This is a genomic window from Streptococcus sp. HMSC064H09 (assembly GCF_001812625.1).
Taxonomy (GTDB): Bacteria; Bacillota; Bacilli; order Lactobacillales; family Streptococcaceae; genus Streptococcus.
Genome location: NZ_KV809577.1, coordinates 50,588 through 68,969, shown reverse-complemented (window position 1 = coordinate 68,969; position 18,382 = coordinate 50,588). Strand labels below are relative to the sequence as shown.

20 protein-coding genes, 1 tRNA gene and 1 other RNA gene are annotated in these 18,382 nt (G+C 37.6%); 10 read left to right on the top strand and 12 right to left on the bottom strand.

Annotated features, from left to right (window positions below; translation table 11 throughout):
• Nucleotides 1–3: 3 nt before the first annotated feature.
• The 8 genes from HMPREF2867_RS04585 to rpmB form a co-directional block, all read right to left on the bottom strand.
• Entirely contained in the window at nt 4–504 is a 501-nt protein-coding gene (locus tag HMPREF2867_RS04585) for a GNAT family N-acetyltransferase (RefSeq protein ID WP_070576080.1), read from the bottom strand.
• 1 nt (nt 505) lies between these two features.
• Nucleotides 506–637, bottom strand: a complete 132-nt coding sequence (locus HMPREF2867_RS11535) for a hypothetical protein (protein ID WP_002885877.1) — start codon at nt 635–637, stop codon at nt 506–508.
• Nucleotides 638–726: 89 nt separating this feature from the next.
• Entirely contained in the window at nt 727–2,931 is a 2,205-nt protein-coding gene (gene nrdD, locus HMPREF2867_RS04580) for an anaerobic ribonucleoside-triphosphate reductase (protein ID WP_060971612.1), read from the bottom strand.
• Nucleotides 2,932–3,028: 97 nt separating this feature from the next.
• Complete coding sequence (locus HMPREF2867_RS04575) at nt 3,029–4,675, bottom strand: hypothetical protein (RefSeq protein ID WP_070576077.1); 1,647 nt, start codon at nt 4,673–4,675, stop codon at nt 3,029–3,031.
• Between the two features lie 210 nt (nt 4,676–4,885).
• On the bottom strand, nt 4,886–5,191 hold the full coding sequence (locus HMPREF2867_RS04570; protein ID WP_002887079.1) for a DUF1292 domain-containing protein: 306 nt from the start codon (nt 5,189–5,191) through the stop codon (nt 4,886–4,888).
• 107 nt (nt 5,192–5,298) lie between these two features.
• On the bottom strand, nt 5,299–5,718 hold the full coding sequence (gene ruvX, locus HMPREF2867_RS04565) for a Holliday junction resolvase RuvX (RefSeq protein WP_070576076.1): 420 nt from the start codon (nt 5,716–5,718) through the stop codon (nt 5,299–5,301).
• Nucleotides 5,718–5,984 carry an IreB family regulatory phosphoprotein gene (locus tag HMPREF2867_RS04560; RefSeq protein WP_002885737.1) on the bottom strand — a complete coding sequence of 89 codons (267 nt, stop codon included), beginning with the start codon at nt 5,982–5,984 and terminating at the stop codon, nt 5,718–5,720. The genes ruvX and HMPREF2867_RS04560 overlap by 1 nt, the downstream gene beginning before the upstream one ends.
• Nucleotides 5,985–6,110: 126 nt before the next feature.
• Nucleotides 6,111–6,299, bottom strand: a complete 189-nt coding sequence (gene rpmB, locus HMPREF2867_RS04555) for a 50S ribosomal protein L28 (RefSeq protein ID WP_002885786.1) — start codon at nt 6,297–6,299, stop codon at nt 6,111–6,113.
• Between the two features lie 169 nt (nt 6,300–6,468).
• On the opposite strand from rpmB, the gene HMPREF2867_RS04550 reads away from it, so the two are divergent.
• The 3 genes from HMPREF2867_RS04550 (at nt 6,469) to HMPREF2867_RS04540 (ending at nt 8,092) form a co-directional block, all read left to right on the top strand.
• Complete coding sequence (locus HMPREF2867_RS04550; RefSeq protein WP_070576073.1) at nt 6,469–7,737, top strand: replication-associated recombination protein A; 1,269 nt, start codon at nt 6,469–6,471, stop codon at nt 7,735–7,737.
• 86 nt (nt 7,738–7,823) lie between these two features.
• Nucleotides 7,824–8,019, top strand: a non-coding RNA gene (gene ssrS / locus HMPREF2867_RS04545) — 6S RNA.
• Nucleotides 8,020–8,092 (top strand) — tRNA-Lys (locus HMPREF2867_RS04540).
• Between the two features lie 86 nt (nt 8,093–8,178).
• Here the strand turns inward: HMPREF2867_RS04540 and HMPREF2867_RS04535 are convergent.
• From HMPREF2867_RS04535 to HMPREF2867_RS11755, 4 genes are read right to left on the bottom strand one after another with little or no spacing between them, the layout of a single operon-like run.
• Complete coding sequence (locus tag HMPREF2867_RS04535) at nt 8,179–9,318, bottom strand: site-specific integrase (RefSeq protein ID WP_070576070.1); 1,140 nt, start codon at nt 9,316–9,318, stop codon at nt 8,179–8,181.
• Nucleotide 9,319: 1 nt separating this feature from the next.
• Nucleotides 9,320–9,508, bottom strand: coding sequence for a DUF3173 domain-containing protein (locus HMPREF2867_RS04530; protein WP_000369785.1), 189 nt, complete (start codon nt 9,506–9,508; stop codon nt 9,320–9,322).
• Between the two features lie 11 nt (nt 9,509–9,519).
• Nucleotides 9,520–10,497 (bottom strand): replication initiation protein, encoded by a 978-nt coding sequence (locus tag HMPREF2867_RS04525; protein WP_070576067.1) that lies wholly within the window; start codon nt 10,495–10,497, stop codon nt 9,520–9,522.
• A gap of 33 nt (nt 10,498–10,530) precedes the next feature.
• Nucleotides 10,531–10,725, bottom strand: a complete 195-nt coding sequence (locus HMPREF2867_RS11755; protein ID WP_072903616.1) for a hypothetical protein — start codon at nt 10,723–10,725, stop codon at nt 10,531–10,533.
• 207 nt (nt 10,726–10,932) lie between these two features.
• On the opposite strand from HMPREF2867_RS11755, the gene HMPREF2867_RS04520 reads away from it, so the two are divergent.
• From HMPREF2867_RS04520 to HMPREF2867_RS04490, 7 genes are all read left to right on the top strand, one after another.
• Nucleotides 10,933–11,442, top strand: coding sequence for a helix-turn-helix domain-containing protein (locus HMPREF2867_RS04520; protein ID WP_014712806.1), 510 nt, complete (start codon nt 10,933–10,935; stop codon nt 11,440–11,442).
• 315 nt (nt 11,443–11,757) lie between these two features.
• A complete protein-coding gene (locus HMPREF2867_RS04515) occupies nt 11,758–12,768 on the top strand; it encodes a YeiH family protein (RefSeq protein WP_003009857.1) in 1,011 nt (336 codons plus the stop codon).
• A 621-nt stretch (nt 12,769–13,389) separates the two neighbouring features.
• Nucleotides 13,390–13,896 carry a DNA topology modulation protein gene (locus HMPREF2867_RS04510; RefSeq protein WP_070576064.1) on the top strand — a complete coding sequence of 169 codons (507 nt, stop codon included), beginning with the start codon at nt 13,390–13,392 and terminating at the stop codon, nt 13,894–13,896.
• Between the two features lie 235 nt (nt 13,897–14,131).
• Nucleotides 14,132–15,424, top strand: coding sequence for an adenylosuccinate synthase (locus tag HMPREF2867_RS04505; protein WP_014632520.1), 1,293 nt, complete (start codon nt 14,132–14,134; stop codon nt 15,422–15,424).
• A gap of 275 nt (nt 15,425–15,699) precedes the next feature.
• Nucleotides 15,700–16,134 (top strand): low molecular weight protein-tyrosine-phosphatase, encoded by a 435-nt coding sequence (locus HMPREF2867_RS04500; RefSeq protein WP_014632521.1) that lies wholly within the window; start codon nt 15,700–15,702, stop codon nt 16,132–16,134.
• Entirely contained in the window at nt 16,131–16,541 is a 411-nt protein-coding gene (locus HMPREF2867_RS04495) for an MORN repeat-containing protein (RefSeq protein ID WP_002885750.1), read from the top strand. Before HMPREF2867_RS04500 ends, HMPREF2867_RS04495 begins: the two co-directional genes overlap by 4 nt.
• Complete coding sequence (locus HMPREF2867_RS04490; protein WP_014635144.1) at nt 16,538–18,361, top strand: acyltransferase family protein; 1,824 nt, start codon at nt 16,538–16,540, stop codon at nt 18,359–18,361. Before HMPREF2867_RS04495 ends, HMPREF2867_RS04490 begins: the two co-directional genes overlap by 4 nt.
• Nucleotides 18,362–18,382 lie beyond the last annotated feature (21 nt).

Here is an 18,382-nt window from a genome sequence, read left to right as displayed (position 1 = left end):
ATTTTACTCCAAATCTATCCAATAGCGCTCAGTTTCATGGCGAATGTCCTCCAACTGACCACCGTTGGCTAATATAACAGCTTGGCTAGCAGGATTCTTGATACTACAAGTGACCAGAACACGATGAATATTCTTTTCTTTAGCTATTTGTAAGCCTTGACGGAGAGATTCTTTCGCATAACCCTTTCCTCGTTCGGATGGACGGATAGAGTAGCCGATATGGCCCCCTTTTTCTAGTAAGTAGTCATTTAATCGGAGACGAAGGTTGAGAAAGCCAAGAGCCTGGCCTGCTACGTCAAAACTAATCAGCTGGATAGCAGGAACCCAGTTTTCAGGAATATTGAGTCCCGCTTCCGCTTGAAGATTTTCTTCTAGCCACTCTTCATAAACAAAATTGTTGGCGTTCCAAAATCCACCATCATGAGCAGTTTGCTCCCTTTCAAATTCAGCCATCATCTCTAAGATAGCTTCTTTATCTGTTTGACTTCGACGGCGTAAAATCATATTACTTCTTCTTTCCAGCTTTTTTCAAAAGGGCTTGGACACGTGCTTTTTTATCATTTTTGACGGTTGCATTTTTTTCGTGGTAACGTTCCACTTGTTGCATACCTTTATAATCTAATTGATATTTTCCCATAATATTCCTTTCTAAAAATGAAATAAGCAAAGCAGTTGGAAGGTATCATCCAGCTGCTTCTAGTTTATTATAATGTATTCTAGGCCTTATTAAAGGTGTTTACCTTCATATTTTATGGTTGAACCGTTCATGTGTTTGACTCGAGCTGATATTTCTTTGTGGCGTCCTTTAACCATTGGGCGTGCCTGTGGATTTCCTAGATAACCGCAAGTACGTTTGACAACATCAACTGTTTTAGGATCTGTGTTGCCACAGTTAGGACACATGAATCCACGTTCTGTTGGGGTGAAGTCCCCTTCAAAGTCACACTTGTAGCATTTATCTATTGGAGTATTCGTTCCAAGATAACCGACACGGTCATAAGCAAAGTCCCAGACAGCTTCGAGTGCTTTAGGGTTTTGCTGGAGGACTGGATATTCACAATAATGGATGAATCCACCAGTTGCGCCAGCTTCTGGGTAAGCTTTTTCGAATTCTAATTTTTCAAATGGTGTTGGATTTTTACGAACATCGTAGTGGAAAGAGTTGGTGTAATATTCTTTATCTGTGATATCAGTCACGACACCGAATTTTTCAGTATCCAAACGACAGAAGCGATCAGTCAAACTTTCTGATGGTGTTGAATAAACAGAGAAATGATAATCATATTCGTCAGACCAACCTTCACAAGCATTTTTCATAGCTTTTACGATATTTAAAGTAAATGCCTTGGCTTCTAGATTTGTCTCCCAGTCACTACCATAAAAAACAGATGCTACTTCATAAAGCCCAATATAACCAAGTGATACGGTTGCACGACGATGTTTGAAGAGTTGATCTACATTGTCGAATTTACCTAGACGTTGGCCAAAGGCCCCATACTGATAAAGTATAGGCGCATTAGCAGGTGTAGCTTCTTTGACACGTTCAACTCGATAGACGAGTGCATCTTTGGCAATTCCCATTCTTTCTTCAAAAATTTCCCAAAATTTATCTTGGTCTCCCTTAGATTCTAGGGCAATTCGAGGAAGATTAAGGGTTACAACCCCCAGATTCATTCGTCCAGAATTAACTTCAACACCATTTTCATCCTTCCACCCCTGTAGGAAGGAACGACATCCCATAGGAGCCTTGAAGGAACCCGTCAATTCAATGACTTTGTCATATGATAGGACATCCGGGTACATACGCTTTGTTGCACATTCAAGAGCTAGTTGCTTAATATCGTAGTTAGGTGAGCTAGGCTCTAAGTTAAGTCCACGTTTTAAGGTAAAAATCAGTTTAGGGAAAATAGCTGTACGGTGTTCGGAGCCAAGTCCTAAAATACGAACTTGTAGGATAGCCTTTTGGATTTCACGCTCAAACCAGCTTGTTCCCAAACCGAAACCTAGAGAGGTAAAGGGAGTCTGTCCATTTGAAGTGAAAAGCGTATTAATCTCATATTCAAGAGATTGCATAGCATCGTAGATATCTTTGCGCGTTTTGGCGCGTGCATAATCTTCACGTTTTTCTTCAGCTACCCACTCTTTAGCATCAGCTAAGTGTTTTTTGTAGTTAAGTTTTGCGTAAGGAGCTAAAAACTCATCGATACGGTCAGCAGTACAGCCACCATATTGACTAGAGGCAACATTTGCGATGATTTGTGAAATTTGTGCTGTTGCAGTTTGAATGGATTTAGGACTTTCAACTTCAGCGTTACCAATTTTAAAACCATTTGCCAACATGCCTTTGAAGTCAATCAAACAACAGTTGGTCATAGGTGTGTAGGGGCTATAGTCTAAATCGTGGAAATGGATATCTCCCTTTTGATGAGCATTTGCCACGTGTGGAGGAAGCATCTTAAGTCCTACAGATTTTCCGACAATTCCTGCGGTTAAATCACGTTGTGTATTGTAAAGGTCGCTATCTTTATTAGCATTTTCATGAACAACAGCTTGATCTTTATTAACAAGTTTACTGATGGTGAAATTGATGTCAGTAGCCTGAGAACGCTCAAAATCACGTTTGGTACGATAGTTAATATATTCTTGAGCGATAGTATATTCGTTAGCTTCGAGTAACTCGTGCTCTACAATGCTTTGGATTTCATATATTTTGATATTTTGAGTGAAGCGGTCATTGATTTCAGCAACAATACGGTTGGCAATTCCCTCCAACTTTGCTTCAATTAAGGGTGTGATAGGTGTAATAGCTTCACTCGCTTTGAGAATAGCTTCATATATTTTACTTGAATCAAAGACAACCATACGACCATCACGTTTGATGACTTTGATATCAGGGTTGATTGTAACCTTTTCTTTTTCTAATGTAATCATCTAAAATCACCTCGTTACTAATTATAGCACTAGGCAAAAAAAAATCAATATATTGTGGTATATTTTTATTCCAACCACTATATATTGATTTTTTGACCTATTTTAGGACATAAACAGTGTATCGTTTAACGCCTTTTACAGGGGCCTTTTTATAGTTTTTTGAAAGTGTAGATTTAACCTCAGAAGGTAGTTGTGTATCCTGTTGGACAACGATATATTGTGCTGAATCTTGGATAATAGTATCCGAAAGAGCTTTCTGATGACTAGATTTAGCTGTGTTAAGTTCTGGAAGAACAAATTGTGAGGCTGCTTTACGACTGCTTTCCAAATAAATCTTTGCTGAGGAATCGTAAACGTAAATCGTTTCATCTTTCTTGGTATTTTTAGAGAGGTAATTTGCAACAGTACTACGTTCAGTATTATTTCCTAAATTAAATAGGAACATAATGATTGGCATCGCAAAAGCGAATGCAAAGACTGCAATAGGTAAGAAGTAATTACGACTAAGGAAGATACCAAAAACTTTAAGTGTGTGAATCTGGTTACCATTACGACGTCGGTGAGAAGTTCGCTCTGCTCTCTTTTTAATAGCATCATCTAAAGAAAGTGCTGTTAAGACTAGACCATAAGGTACGATATTGAGCATACTGTAAAGTCCAAAGCTTTGAGAGAATAAGCTGTAAACCACTGTAAAGATAAAACTAAGGAGCAGCACCCACTTGATGCTCTTATCTTTAGCCTCGCCAAGAAGGTGGTTGCTTGTAGTAAGTGCACCAATAAGTAACCCAGAGCCTAAAACAGCAAAGCTTTGATAGGCTAATGTAAGTAGAAAGTCATTTTTTTCTACAGCGAGTTGTGTAAAGTTGTAAACCAAAACTTGGTTAATGTAGTCCGATGTAATTTGTAAATTAAGGATAAAGTAAAGACATAGATACAATACTAGAATATTACCAAAAACAATACAAAGAACTTGATAAAAACCACGAGCAAAGTGTTTGTTGACAAGGTTGTAAACGAATATTGTCACAAGTGACAATATCCAGAAAATAAGAGTTCGAGCTTCAAAGAGGGCCCCGGCAGTTCCAGCAAAGCCGTAAAGAATAAAGGCTTCGTCACGACTATGACCCGCAAAGTAACGAGTTAAGAAGAAGATTGCACCTAGGACAAAAGGCATAGCAAATTGGATAGGGTAAAGCCCACCAAAACCAAGTGTTCCATTAGTGACATAGAAAATAATACTAATTAGAGTGGCAATTTCCTTCTTACTTGTCATGTGCATGACAGTCTTGTAAAGGTAACTACCAGAAAGATAGTAGGCGAGGAATTGTATAGGAATTAGCCAAAGCGTTGATCCTAAACGGAAAGCCAGAGAAACCAGGAGGTAATAAAAGAATCCACCTGTCGCAAAAAAGTCAGAGTAAGGTAAGCTACCATTGGCAAACATTTTTGCAATATAAAGGTTTTGAGACTGTATATTATTGGCAAAGTCTGTAAAGCAGGGAACTGATATACTAAAAATACTTAAGATCAAACTGAAAATCAGGATATGACCTTTATGCTTCCATGGAAGTGAGATCTTAGTTTTTTTCTCTATTTGAGAAGAATCTGATTCTTCGGTATGTCCTTGAATTGTCACTTCAATCTTTTCGGATTGACTATCTTGTGTATGAGATCGATGGTGGCTTCGATGATAACCTTGGTAGCCACTTGAATCTACAGTATTGTCTTCGTTGTATGGACTCACAATTAAACTCCTTTGTTGACATTTGGAAAGTTATAAATAGAAGGGTCTTGCCTCCTAATTGTCTTATTTAAAGTATATCAGATAATACCATTTAGTCAATTTTCCTCTAATTTCTTACATTTAATAAAAAATATCTAAAAAAGAGACTGAAATACAATATCCCAATCTCTTTTTAACAAGCCAATTTTTTGCCTATGGCATTGAATATTTTTAGTTTTCGTCGATAAAGCTATTGAAAACTTCTTCGATCATATCCCATTCAGCATCTGAATCTTCAGGGATTGGTTGAAGGTCGCCTTCAGTACCGTCTTCATTTTCAGTGAATGAATATGCTTGTATTTCGATTTCTCCATTAGCATCTTCTTCAGCACCAGCTGGTACTAAAAGAACATAGTTTTTACCAAATTCTTCGCGTCCATCAATAGTCAACAAGATTTCAAAAAGTGTTTCATTTCCTTGTTCGTCTACTAAAGTGATGACTTCATGATCATGGTTGTGGTCGTGATTGTGTGACATATTGTTCTCCTTTTTGAAGAGAGCGCTGAATAGTGAGGAAAATCTAGTATATTTGCTTGTCAGTTTACTAGATTGTCACTTGACTATTAGGTCTCTATTACACTTTCTTAAAACATTCGATCGAGGTAGTTTTGTAGAATAAGTTGGGCAGCTAATTTATCAATAACTTTTTTACGTTTTCCACGGCTGACATCTGCTTGTTCAACTAACATACGCTCGGCTTGAACAGTTGTCAAGCGCTCGTCTTGGTAATCTACAGGAATTCCAAAGATTTCCTTGATTTTGTCACCATAGGCTTTGCTTGCCTCAACACGTGGTCCTTCAGTGTTATTCATGTTTTTAGGAAGACCAACAACAAATTTTTCTACCTTATATTCTTTAACGAGCTCGCCTAGTCGGTCGAAACCAAACTCTTTAGCCTCCTCGTCAATTTTGATAATTTCAACGCCTTGGGCTGTAAAACCGAGGGGGTCACTAATCGCAACTCCTACTGTTTTTGAGCCAACATCAAGTCCCATTACTCGCATTAGAGGTCAATTCCATTTCCTTTAAGATAATAGCGAACGAGTTCTTCAACGATTTCATCACGTTCGTATTTACGAATCTGGTTACGGGCGTCATTATAACGCGGAACATAAGCAGGGTCACCGCTCAGAACATAACCGACGATTTGGTTGATAGGATTATAACCTTTCTCAGCCAACGAACGGTAGACATTTGTCAAAGTATTACTGATTTCATCTTTGCTACCGTCGTCTAGGTTGAAACGAACAGTTTCATCTGTAAATCCCATACTGACACCTTCTTTCTATAAGAATTATCTGTTAGTTCTTTATTATAACATAAGTATACCCAAAAGGGAAAGATGATAAATAAAAAAAGAGACGACTGAAGTCATCTCTCTTAATATCCAATAAGATTAAACGCGTTCAACTTTACCAGATTTAAGCGCACGAGCTGAAGCCCAAACTTTTTTAGGTTTACCATCAACAAGGATAGTAACTTTTTGAAGGTTAGGTTTAACGGCACGTTTAGTTTTGTTCATAGCGTGTGAACGGTTGTTTCCAGAAACAGTTTTACGTCCTGTAAAGTAACATACTTTAGCCATTTCGTGTTTTCCTCCTAGGTAGAATTTATTACGGATGTGCTAGCACCACATACCAAAACATTCTATCATAAGAATTTAGGTTTGACAAGAACTATTTATGATTTCTTTTTGTAACAAAATAGTATATGCTTATTATAATAAGAAAAAATCAGTTAAAAAAGGAGAGAAGATGCCAGATAATCTTGCTCTACGCATGCGTCCACGTACAATTTCAGAGGTGATTGGTCAGAAGCATCTGGTTGGTGAAGGTAAAATTATTCGCCGTATGGTAGAAGCTAATATGCTATCGTCAATGATTCTCTACGGGCCACCAGGAATCGGGAAGACCTCAATAGCTAGTGCTATTGCAGGAACAACAAAATTTGCTTTTAGAACCTTTAATGCTACAGTTGATAGCAAGAAACGCCTGCAGGAAATTGCGGAAGAGGCTAAATTTTCAGGTGGCTTAGTTCTGCTCCTAGACGAGATTCATCGTTTAGATAAAGCTAAACAAGACTTTTTATTACCACTCTTAGAGAATGGTAATATTATCATGATTGGGGCTACAACGGAGAATCCGTTTTTTTCTGTAACACCAGCCATCCGTAGTCGTGTACAAATATTTGAGTTGGAACCACTCTCTAACGAGGATATTAAGGAAGCTATCCTAGGTGTTTTAGAGGACAAGGAGCGTGGTTTTGACTTTGATGTCCAGTTAGATGATGATGCTCTAGATTTTATTGCTACGGCTACTAATGGTGATTTACGTTCAGCTTATAATTCGTTGGATCTAGCTGTCATGTCGACGCCAGCTTCAGAAGATGGGCTTCGCCATATTACTTTAGATACAGTGGAAAATAGTTTACAACGTAGCTATATCACCATGGATAAAGACGGTGATGGACACTATGATGTGCTCTCTGCTTTGCAAAAATCTATTCGAGGCTCTGATGTTAATGCCAGTCTTCATTATGCAGCGCGTTTGGTTGAAGCAGGAGATCTCCCTAGTCTAGCGCGGCGCTTGACTGTGATTGCATACGAGGATATTGGTTTAGCTAATCCTGATGCGCAAGTTCACACGGTTACAGCTTTGGAAGCTGCACAGAAAGTAGGTTTCCCAGAGGCGCGTATTTTGATAGCCAATGTAGTTGTTGACTTAGCTTTATCTCCTAAGTCGAATTCTGCTTATATGGCTATGGATGCTGCCTTGGCAGACCTTAGAAAATCAGGAAATTTACCGATTCCTCGTCATTTGAGAGATGGACACTATGCTGGAAGCAAGGAACTGGGTAATGCACAAGATTACAAGTATCCCCATGCTTATCCCGAAAAGTGGGTCAAGCAACAATACCTTCCAGATAAATTAAGAGGTGTGAATTATTTCCAAGCCAATGAAACCGGGAAATATGAAAGAGCTCTTGGAGCTAATAAAGAACGGATTGATAAGTTATCTAGGTAATACGAGAGGAATCGACGAAAACGATTGCAAAAAATTTGATTTTTCCTCTTGCAATAATTTTCAAAAGTGGTATTATAAAAACATAGAAATTGCTGTGGTATACGAATCCACATATAAGTGTTGACCGACTAATTTTTGTATTATCGGGAGACAGAGGTCTATTAACAGTGTGCAGGCTGGCTCACCCAGAAGCAACTGAAGTTAGTAGCGAGTCGCCCACCTGCTTTTTTACGTCGCGGGTTCAATACAAACCGTGGATCATCGGTACCAATACAGCATCCAGCCTCCTTAGCTCAGTTGGTAGAGCAGTGGACTCTTAATCCATGGGTCACAGGTTCGAGCCCTGTAGGGGGCATCAAACTTCAACAGTAAAAGCCTTGATAACCAAGGCTTTTTTGCTTGTCTTAAGAGCATTTGCCCCATCATTTGCCCCACATTTTTTTATGAGCAATCTCTCCAGATATCTCTGATTTGATTAAATTCCTCAAAAATTTTCTCTTCTAAAGTGTGTCCATATACTTCTACTAACATTGAAATATCTCTATGCCCTAGAATTTTTGCAATAACTCCAAGGTCAAAACCTTTGTGCCAGAGGTAGCTTCCATAGGTGTGACGTGCTCCTTTTGTCGTGATAATTGGATAAATGTCCAACTCATTTAAGAGAACACTCAAAGCTTTATTGACGCTTGCAATATCTGGAACTGAATGAATATATCCAAAATGTTGAAAGATCATTCGATATCGATTTTTGATTCCTAACTCCATGTTTGATCTTTCTTGCTCCGTTTGTAAAAGGCGCAAAATTTTGATACACTCTTCGTCTATCGGAACCATCCGAATAGACGTTTTATTTTTTGGTGGAACAAACTTATGAGAGAGAGTATTATACCTCCTGTATGTTTTTAACAATCCTCTGTCAAAATCAACCTCATTCCAAGTTAACGCTACTAACTCTCCAAACCTCATGCCTGTTTTTAATAGAAAATAGACGATATAAGGAACAATTGAACGTTGGTAATCGAATTTTCTCTTTACTGCTAAAAGTAAATCCAGATAGTCCTTTTCTGTATGTAAATATTTCTCTTCTGTCATCTGTTGTTCTTTGGATGAAAACAACTCGACATGTTGTGTAAAATCATCTATTAGAACTTTGTCAGCAATTGCCATTTGGATGCTCTGATGAATTCCAGTATTCAATCTACCAAGAAAATTTCTACCAACTGTTTGACCATACTTATTCATTATTCTTTGGTATTCACTCGCACGAATTTGAGTGACTTTTTTATTTCCAAATAATCTTTCAATTGTGTTTTTACGGAGAAGATATTTTTTCTTTGTCTCTTCCGACCTACTACTCGGTAGAATTTTTAGTTCAAGCCATTCTTGATATAGATCGATAAGAGAAATATCTCTAGAAATTCTTTTCCCTAAACGAAGTTCTTGCAGAATCGGCTCAGCTTCTGACTCTGCAAGTTTTTTTGTTTTAAAACCGCTATTATGAGCAACAGTTTTTCCTTCGTTACGAATTTCATAGGTCCATAAGTTACTATCTCCTCGCTTTCGATAACGAACACTTGCCATATTACGCCACCTCTGTTCCTAGAATCTCATTTACAACACTTTTTGGAACAACCATCAAACGTTTGCGATTATAAAATGTATAGCCTCGTGATACAAGTAATTCTCTTGCCTGATGGATGATATCATTTGCAGTGTGAGGGCGATAGCCCATTTCAATTAATTCTTTGTTGCTAATTAAATTATTATCCATAGTTATCCTCCTTATTGATTTTCTAAAGTCAGAAACTCACCTACAAGTAGTTGTAATTCTGTATTTAATTTAGGGAGATTCTGTATTAATACTTCTTTTAATTCTTCCGCAAATTGGTTCGTTTCTTCTCTCAATAGTTTGCGGACTCTTGTTTTTTTCTTTTTGATGCTGTCTGATTTTAAATTTGGAAAAGCCAATGACAACAGTTCAGGATTGTTGAGAAAGATAATTGTAAATGCTCTTTGCTCCACTCGAATATGATCTAGCTTATAAAATCCGAAATTATCAAGTCGATTCATAATATCTTGGACCATCTCCTCCCCAATCGCTTTGGTTCTGAGTTGGAACTCTAGTCTCCACCAAAACGGATTTACAGCCAAATCTAGCTTCTCTTCACGCTTGTGAGCAATGATTTCTTTATTCTTATCATATAACCTAACTTGTACATTACTACCGCTAGAACCCCAATATTTCGTCTCTAATTCGCCCCCTCGACCATAGAAGACCTTATGGGTAACACCACCTTTAATATGTTGCAAATTAACGATCTCAGGCCTGTTGAGAATGTCAAATGCCAAATCAAAACGAGACAATCGTACCGTCAATGAATTCAATCTGGCAAAGTACATTAATTGCCTCCATACTTTCATTCCATCAAATTCTTTTAAAGTGTTAGGATTGAAATCAATCCGAATCAATTGTTCACCTCCATAAGTGGATAATTGAAAAAATATAATATTGATTGAATCATACTCATTAAAATCTTTAGCTAAAGTAAAGACATCATCTCGCACGTTATCATGTATTTCAAATGAGTCAACTCTTGTACTTATTGCCTGTTTCAGATTTTTGAAAATCCGTCTTAGAGAACCAGTATCAGTATCCCAGATAACCGTTAGTCTATCGATACTGACATCTAACCTCTGTACTAATTCTCCTACATCACATCGTTCTTGAATGCTTCTTAAATCTTGTATAGAAACCAACAAAATTGTCCCCCCTTCTTTTAGATTTTTTAGGCCTCAGAAACACCGTAAAATCAACGTTTGCTCGTTCCGTCGTTCTTTGGACGTTGTCCTAAGTGTCCCTTTTTGCTGGCTGTTAGAATAGCCAGCTTTTGCTTGGCTAGAAATTGTCTGGACGGCAGTCCGCAGGACTTCGCCTGACTTCCCGTCAGGCTCGTCCCTTGTCCTTGTCCACACAATTTCTAGCTCCAAGGCTTCGAATAGTCATAAGTCATAGTCTCGTCTTCAACTTCCTCCTCACTCACTATTCCTAAACATATGAGCTATTTTGTATCATTTATAACTTATTTATAAGTTATAAATATATTTTACAAAAAATATTTGGGGTAGTCAACTAAAAACTTGATTTGTAAGTTTACAGGTGATAAAATAAGTTAAAAATAAAAACAGGAGTTTCCCATGACCTTTATTATTCAAAATTTTGGACCCAATTTGGCACGACTACGCATAGAAAAAGGAGTAAGTCAAACTCAACTAGCTGAAGACTTAGGAATTGGTAAACAGTCCATCTCTGATTATGAAAAACAAAAAAGCTATCCTACCTTTGCAAATTTAGATAAGATAGCAGAATATTTTAATGCAACTCCAACTCAACTTTTTGGAACGAGTAAGGAGATTGAATTAGAAAAGAGTGTTCTTGAATCGAATGAATACTCTGATAAAGTAAGTGAGATCTTAAAGGCTGTCAAATACATCGAACATTTTCTACAAACTGATGGACAGTACTTAGAGGATTTACTTTACCTAACAAGAGGCAACCAGCTATACACAGAAGATGGAGATGAGTTGTATATTGATCCAACTTCTCAGAAAAGAACATTTCATAACCAATATGAACCTGGTTTTATTGTAGCAAGAGATAAATCCCCACTAGAACTCTTAATTGAAAATAAGGACCTATTAGATTAAAAAAAGCGAGGATATGTACTGATCCCAAAAGTTAGATTTTTTCTGTCTAACTTTTGGGGTGCAGTACATTTTCAACTCTCTTATTTATTTTCTTATCTCACATAATTACTTCACATATCCAGGCTCATCAAATTCATTTTTTTCAATAACATATGCCACATTTGCATCCTTATTGATCAAAGAACATATATCTATTAAACTACAAAAGCTCTCTGACCGCAAAATTCCGTTAATTTACAACCTTATTCCTACTTTCTATTTTACTTTTCTGACAGATAAGATTATAATAAGAAGTATTTATTTTCGGAGGTTTTTATGTCATTTCTATCAAAAAATTGGGCAGGACTGTTAGTCTGTCTGATCATTTCTATCATCTCTTGGGTTTTAGGAGGCTTTCTGCCTGTTGTGGGAGCACCTGTTTTCGCCATTTTTATCGGAATGATTCTCTACCCCTTTCTCACTCCCTATAAACAACTGGATGCTGGTTTGACTTATAGCTCCAAAAAATTGCTTCAGTATGCTGTTATCTTACTTGGTTTTGGACTCAATATCTCTCAAGTTTTCGCAGTTGGAAAATCTTCCCTTCCTGTCATCCTTTCGACTATTTCTATCGCTTTAATTATTGCTTTCTTTTTCCAACGATTTTTTAACATGGATACAAAGCTAGCTACCTTGATTGGGGTAGGCTCTTCTATCTGTGGCGGTTCTGCCATTGCAGCGACTGCTCCTGTTATTCACGCCAAGGAAAAAGAAGTAGCCCAAGCCATTTCTGTTATCTTTTTCTTCAATGTCTTGGCAGCTCTTATCTTTCCAACTCTAGGTTCTTGGCTCCATCTCTCCAACGAAGGTTTTGCTCTCTTTGCGGGTACTGCGGTCAACGATACTTCCTCTGTAACAGCCACAGCTAGCGCCTGGGATAGTCTGTATCATACCAATACTCTAGAATCTGCAACCATTGTCAAACTGACTCGTACCTTAGCTATTATCCCTATTACTCTCTTCCTCTCCTATTGGCAAAGCCGTCAACAAGACAACAACCAAGGAGTAAAGCTTAAAAAAATCTTCCCCGTTTTCATTCTCTACTTCATCCTAGCTTCTCTGCTAACTACCGTCCTTACTTCTTTTGGTGTTAGCAATAGCTTCTTTTCACCTCTCAAACAGCTCTCCAAATTCCTCATCATCATGGCTATGAGTGCTATTGGTCTCAAAACTAACCTCGTTGCTATGATCAAATCCAGTGGAAAATCCATTCTTCTTGGAGCCCTTTGCTGGATTGCTATCATCCTGACTAGTCTTGGCATGCAATTACTCATCGGTATTTTCTAAGAAAAAAGGGAGCCTAAAGGCTACCTCAGAACGTAGACAAACGTCATTTTTGGCGTTTGTCTTTTTGTATCTTCAAAGATATTTTGTCTTATCATCTACTATTCCATCCAAAAATCTGATTTAAAGCAAAATAAAAAGGGATATTCCCTATCCATTTCGATAATTTTTTCATTAATTTGTTTTTCCATTTTATCCTCCGATTAGTCTCGCACTGATATTTATTGATAACAACACTATATTTCTAGTATAGCATAATCATTAGATATTATAGGTTTTCAAACCAAATGAGAGTCATTCGTTTTTGCCCCACTTTTGCCCCATTTTTAAATCATGACATTGGAAATACCTAAAAGTACTTCCCTAAAATCACTTATATTTCAATATTTTTAATTACTCTCAATATGAAAATCCTTTCCAAATCCATGTAGGGGGCATCTTAATATCGGAAAGAGACTTGCTTATAAGTCTCTTTTTTATTTTTCTAAGAAAGAACTCACTTTAAACAGAAATTTACGTGTTTATTTGTCTAAACGAGAGTTGTTCCCAATGATAATTTCTTCTAAATATATGCTTTGTGTTATGATAATAGTCAAGAAACAGAATTGAAAAAGGAGACATGAGTTGAAAATTGCAATCATTGGCTATAGTGGTTCTGGAAAGTCGACTTTGGCAAATTTTTTAGGTCAACACTACGATTGTGAGGTACTTCATTTAGATAAAATTCATTTCACATCAAATTGGCAAGAGCGAACAGTTGATGAAATGACTGGCGATATATCAACATTTATGCTACAAAGTGATTGGATTATTGAAGGGAATTACTCGGCCTGTCTTTATGAAGAACGTATGAGGGAAGCTGACTGTATTGTCTATTTCAACTTTAACAGAGTTAATTGTCTCTATCGGGCGTTTAGGCGTTATTTAACATATAGGGGAAAGACACGTCCTAGCATGGCAGAAGGCTGTAATGAAAAATTTGATTTTACATTTGTGAAATGGATTTTATTAGACGGACGTTCTCAAAAATATGTAGAGAGATATAATGCAGTTGTTAAAAATTATTCTGACAAGACAATTATTTTAAAGAATCAAAGGCAGTTAAATGATTATATGAAGCAGGTTAAATAGCTGATAGTTATACATAATAAGCAAGGTTAAAAAGATATAGTAAATAACTAGTTGCAATCTTAGCTATAACTGTCAGAATATTTTGTAAGAAGCGCTTTCAACGTTGAACAAATAGACTTTTTTCTGCTATAATAAACTGTAACGCAAAACTTGTGGGTGAAATTCCCACCGTGAAGTTTTTCAAGAAAGGTGGGGACAGCCTCGTAAAGGTGGAGCTGTCCGTTATCAAAATAATATGACATCAGTAGTTGTTGTGGGTACCCAGTGGGGTGATGAAGGTAAAGGGAAAATTACAGATTTCCTAAGTCAAGATGCCGAAGTGATTGCACGTTATCAAGGTGGAGACAATGCAGGTCACACGATTGTTATCGATGGTAAGAAATTTAAATTGCACTTGATTCCATCAGGTATTTTCTTCCCAGAGAAAATCTCTGTTATCGGGAACGGTGTAGTGGTCAATCCTAAATCACTTGTCAAAGAGTTGGAATATCTTCATGCAGAAGGTGTGTCAACAGAGAGCCTTCGTATTTCTGACCGCGCACACGTTATTTTGCCGTACCATATTAAACTTGATCAACTGCAAGAAGCCGCCAAAGGTGACAATAAGATTGGTACAACTAACAAAGGTATTGGTCCTGCCTATATGGATAAGGCTGCGCGTGTAGGTATCCGTATTGCAGACCTTTTGGATAAAGAAATCTTTGCTGATCGTTTGAAAACGAACTTAGCTGAGAAAAACCGTCTTTTCAGTAAGATGTATGAAGCTGAAGAATTATCATTCGATGAGATTTTTGAAGAATACTACGCTTACGGACAACAAATTAAGCAATATGTCACAGATACATCCGTTATCTTGAATGACGCTCTTGATGCAGGTAAACGTGTCCTCTTTGAAGGAGCTCAAGGGGTTATGCTTGATATTGACCAAGGTACTTACCCATTTGTAACGTCATCAAACCCAGTTGCGGGTGGTGTTACAATCGGTTCTGGTGTTGGTCCATCTAAAATTAATAAGGTAGTTGGTGTATGTAAGGCCTATACGAGTCGTGTTGGTGATGGTCCTTTCCCAACTGAGTTATTTGATGAAGTTGGTGAACGCATCCGTGAAGTTGGTCATGAATATGGAACAACAACAGGACGTCCACGTCGTGTAGGATGGTTTGACTCAGTGGTGATGCGCCATAGTCGTCGTGTATCAGGTATCACAAACCTCAGCTTGAACTGTATCGATGTTCTCTCAGGTCTTGACACTGTAAAAATTTGTGTAGCTTATGACCTTGATGGTGAGCGTATTGATCACTACCCAGCTAGTCTTGAGCAACTGAAACGTTGTAAACCAATCTATGAAGAATTGCCAGGTTGGGAAGAAGACATTACAGGTTGCCGTAGTTTAGATGAGCTTCCTGAAAATGCTCGTAATTATGTTCGTCGTGTTGGTGAATTGGTAGGTGTACGTATCTCTACTTTCTCTGTAGGACCAGGACGTGAACAAACAAACATCCTTGAAAGTGTTTGGTCAAATATCTAAAGCCAACAAAAGGAGAATCTAGGAAACTAGGTTCTCTTTTCTCACGCCTTAAACATATAGATTAATATGAATATTGCAACTGTTAAAAAAGGTGACTAATTTTTCGATATGATTAGGAAAGAAACCTTTCTATTTGATTAGTTTTTCGGTATAATATGGATTGATTAAATGAAAATTAATGAGAACCTACTTTCATGATTTAAAAGTGTGTTCATAATTTTGACGAAGAAAATAAGTGAGCATATCTCTTAATAGTTTTGGGCAAGAGGTGAATAATGAATAAGATTGTATTTGTTTGTCTGGGGAATATTTGTCGTAGCCCAATGGCAGAATTTGTGATGAAAGAGCTGGACCAAGAAAAGTCTTTACATATCGAAAGTCGCGCGACGTCTTCATGGGAGCATGGAAATCCAGTTCATCAAGGGACCCAAAAGATTTTAAGGAAATATGCTATTTCTTTTGACTCTTCCAAGGGCTCACAACAGATTAGTCAGGCTGATTTTGAGTTCTTTGATTTAGTTGTGGGAATGGATGAGTCAAATGTTGAGGACCTTCTGCAGGTGTCTGCGGGGCGTTATGATGATAAAATCAAGCTTTTCAGACCTGGCGGAGTTCCGGACCCATGGTACACAGGTGACTTTGAAGAAACATATAAATTGGTAACTGCAGGTTGTCGAGACTGGTTACAGTGGATTAAGGATAGACAATGAATTTTAAACAACTAAAGGATTTTGATTTTAAAAATATTGATATTGACCGAAATCAATTTGAACGTATCACAGTAGGGGTTATTATTTTATGCGCCCTGTCCTTGTTTTTGGTGACTATAAAAACGCAACATTCTATCAAGATTGATGGGACTAAGATTACCTACAAAGGTCAGATGCAGAACCATCGTTTGAATGGTCAAGGAACTTTGACCTATGATAATGGTGATACCTACACGGGAGAATTTAAGAATGGTTCCTTTAATGGTCAAGGGACCTTCAAATCTCATGAGGGTTGGATTTATCAAGGTGAGTTCAAGTCTGGTCAAGCCGATGGCCAAGGAAAATTGACTACTGAAAATAAGGTTACCTACAAAGGAAAATTTAAACAGGGGATTTTTAAAGGATGAGAATTAACTGGTTTTCTTATATTCGTGTGACAGGACTTCTTTTGGTTCTGATCTATCATTTCTTCCCAAGTATTCTTCCTGGGGGCTTCATCGGTGTTGATGTCTTCTTTACCTTCTCAGGGTATTTGATTACAGCACTTTTGATTGATGAGGTATCTCGGACGCATCGTATTGATTACCTTGGTTTTATGCGACGACGCTTCTACCGGATAGTACCACCACTTGTGTTGATGGTTCTTATCTGTACCCCTTTGGCACTCTTGGTTCGAAATGATTTTATTGCAGGTATTGGGCGTCAAATTACCTCTGTTATCGGTTTTGTAACTAACTATTATGAGATTTTGACCGGGGGAAATTATGAGAACCAGTTTAACCAGCATATTTACCTCCATACATGGAGTCTGGCTATTGAGGTTCACTATTATATTCTTTGGGGTGCCTTGCTTTGGTTCCTAGCTAAGCGTGTTAAACATCAAAATCAATTTAGAAGTCTAGTCTTTATGGTATCTCTTGCCTGCTTTATGGTGAGTTTCCTATCAATGTTTATTAGTGCTTTCTTTGTTGATAGTTTTTCTCGCTTATATTTCTCGTCAATTACGCATGCCTATCCGTTTTTCCTAGGTTCGCTCTTTGCGACACTTTCAGGTGTGTATGAAACGACCGCTAGGTTCAAGAAAAATATACGCCTTTGGACTCTGAAAAAGACGGTCCTTTATATGGTAGGAAGTTTTGCCTTGCTCGTATTGTTGGGCCTAGTTCTCCATTTTGAGGAACGCATTACCTATCTATTTGGTTTTGTTTTAGCTAGTTTGTTCACGGCTGTTATGATTTACTCTGCCCGTGTCCTCCATGAGAAATTGCCTGGAAAATCAGAGCCTGCTCTTATTAGTTATTTGGCAGAGATTAGCTATAGTGTTTATCTTTTTCACTGGCCACTATATATTATCTTTAGTCAATTGACCAATAATATTATTGCAGTCATTCTGACAACGATTCTGTCAATTGTTTTCGCAACACTTTCCTACTATATAATAGAGCCATTTATTGCAGGAAGAAAGGCCAGTCTCTTTGGAATAGATTTAGACTTGACGCCGTACCGACATATTGTGCTTTATGTTTTTAGTGGTCTTACTTTAATTACAGTGCTTATTTCTCTCTTTGCGCCAGCTGTAGGAAACTTCGAGAAAGATTTAGAAGCTAATGGTTTGTCGCAAGCTCAGACTAAGATGAAATTAACGCGTACCAATGCGGAAAACAGTCAGGCTACTTCATTTGGTGTGAATAAGGGAGTGACAGTTTTAGGGGACTCCGTAGCTCTTAGATCAAAAGATCAGCTGGAATCAAGTATTGATAATGTCGCTATAGATGCAGTTGTCAGTCGTAACCTATCAACAATCAATGATTTGCTTAAAGATTACGCGGATAGTAATGCTCTTGCTAAGGATGTTGTCATTGCTGGTGGTGTTAATGAGATTGACGACTATAAAGGCGTTATTAATAAAATCATCAAGAATTTACCTAAGGGTCACCATATTATCTTTGTGACACCATATAATGGTAGTAAATCTGGTAATGAGGCCCAGTCTTTGATTCAGTTACGTAAGTATGAGTTAGAGATGGCTAAGAAATACGACTTTGTGACGGTTGCTGACTGGTATCAAGTGGCTAAAGAAAATATTTCTATCTGGAATGGTACAGATGGGGTTCACTTTGGATCTGATAGCGACTCTATTAACCGTGGTGCTAAACTCTATACTAAGACAATTAAAGAAGCTATAGAGAAAGCTGATAAGGCACCAGTTAAGGGTGGTAAGAAATAATCAAAAGAGAAGGCAAGTCTT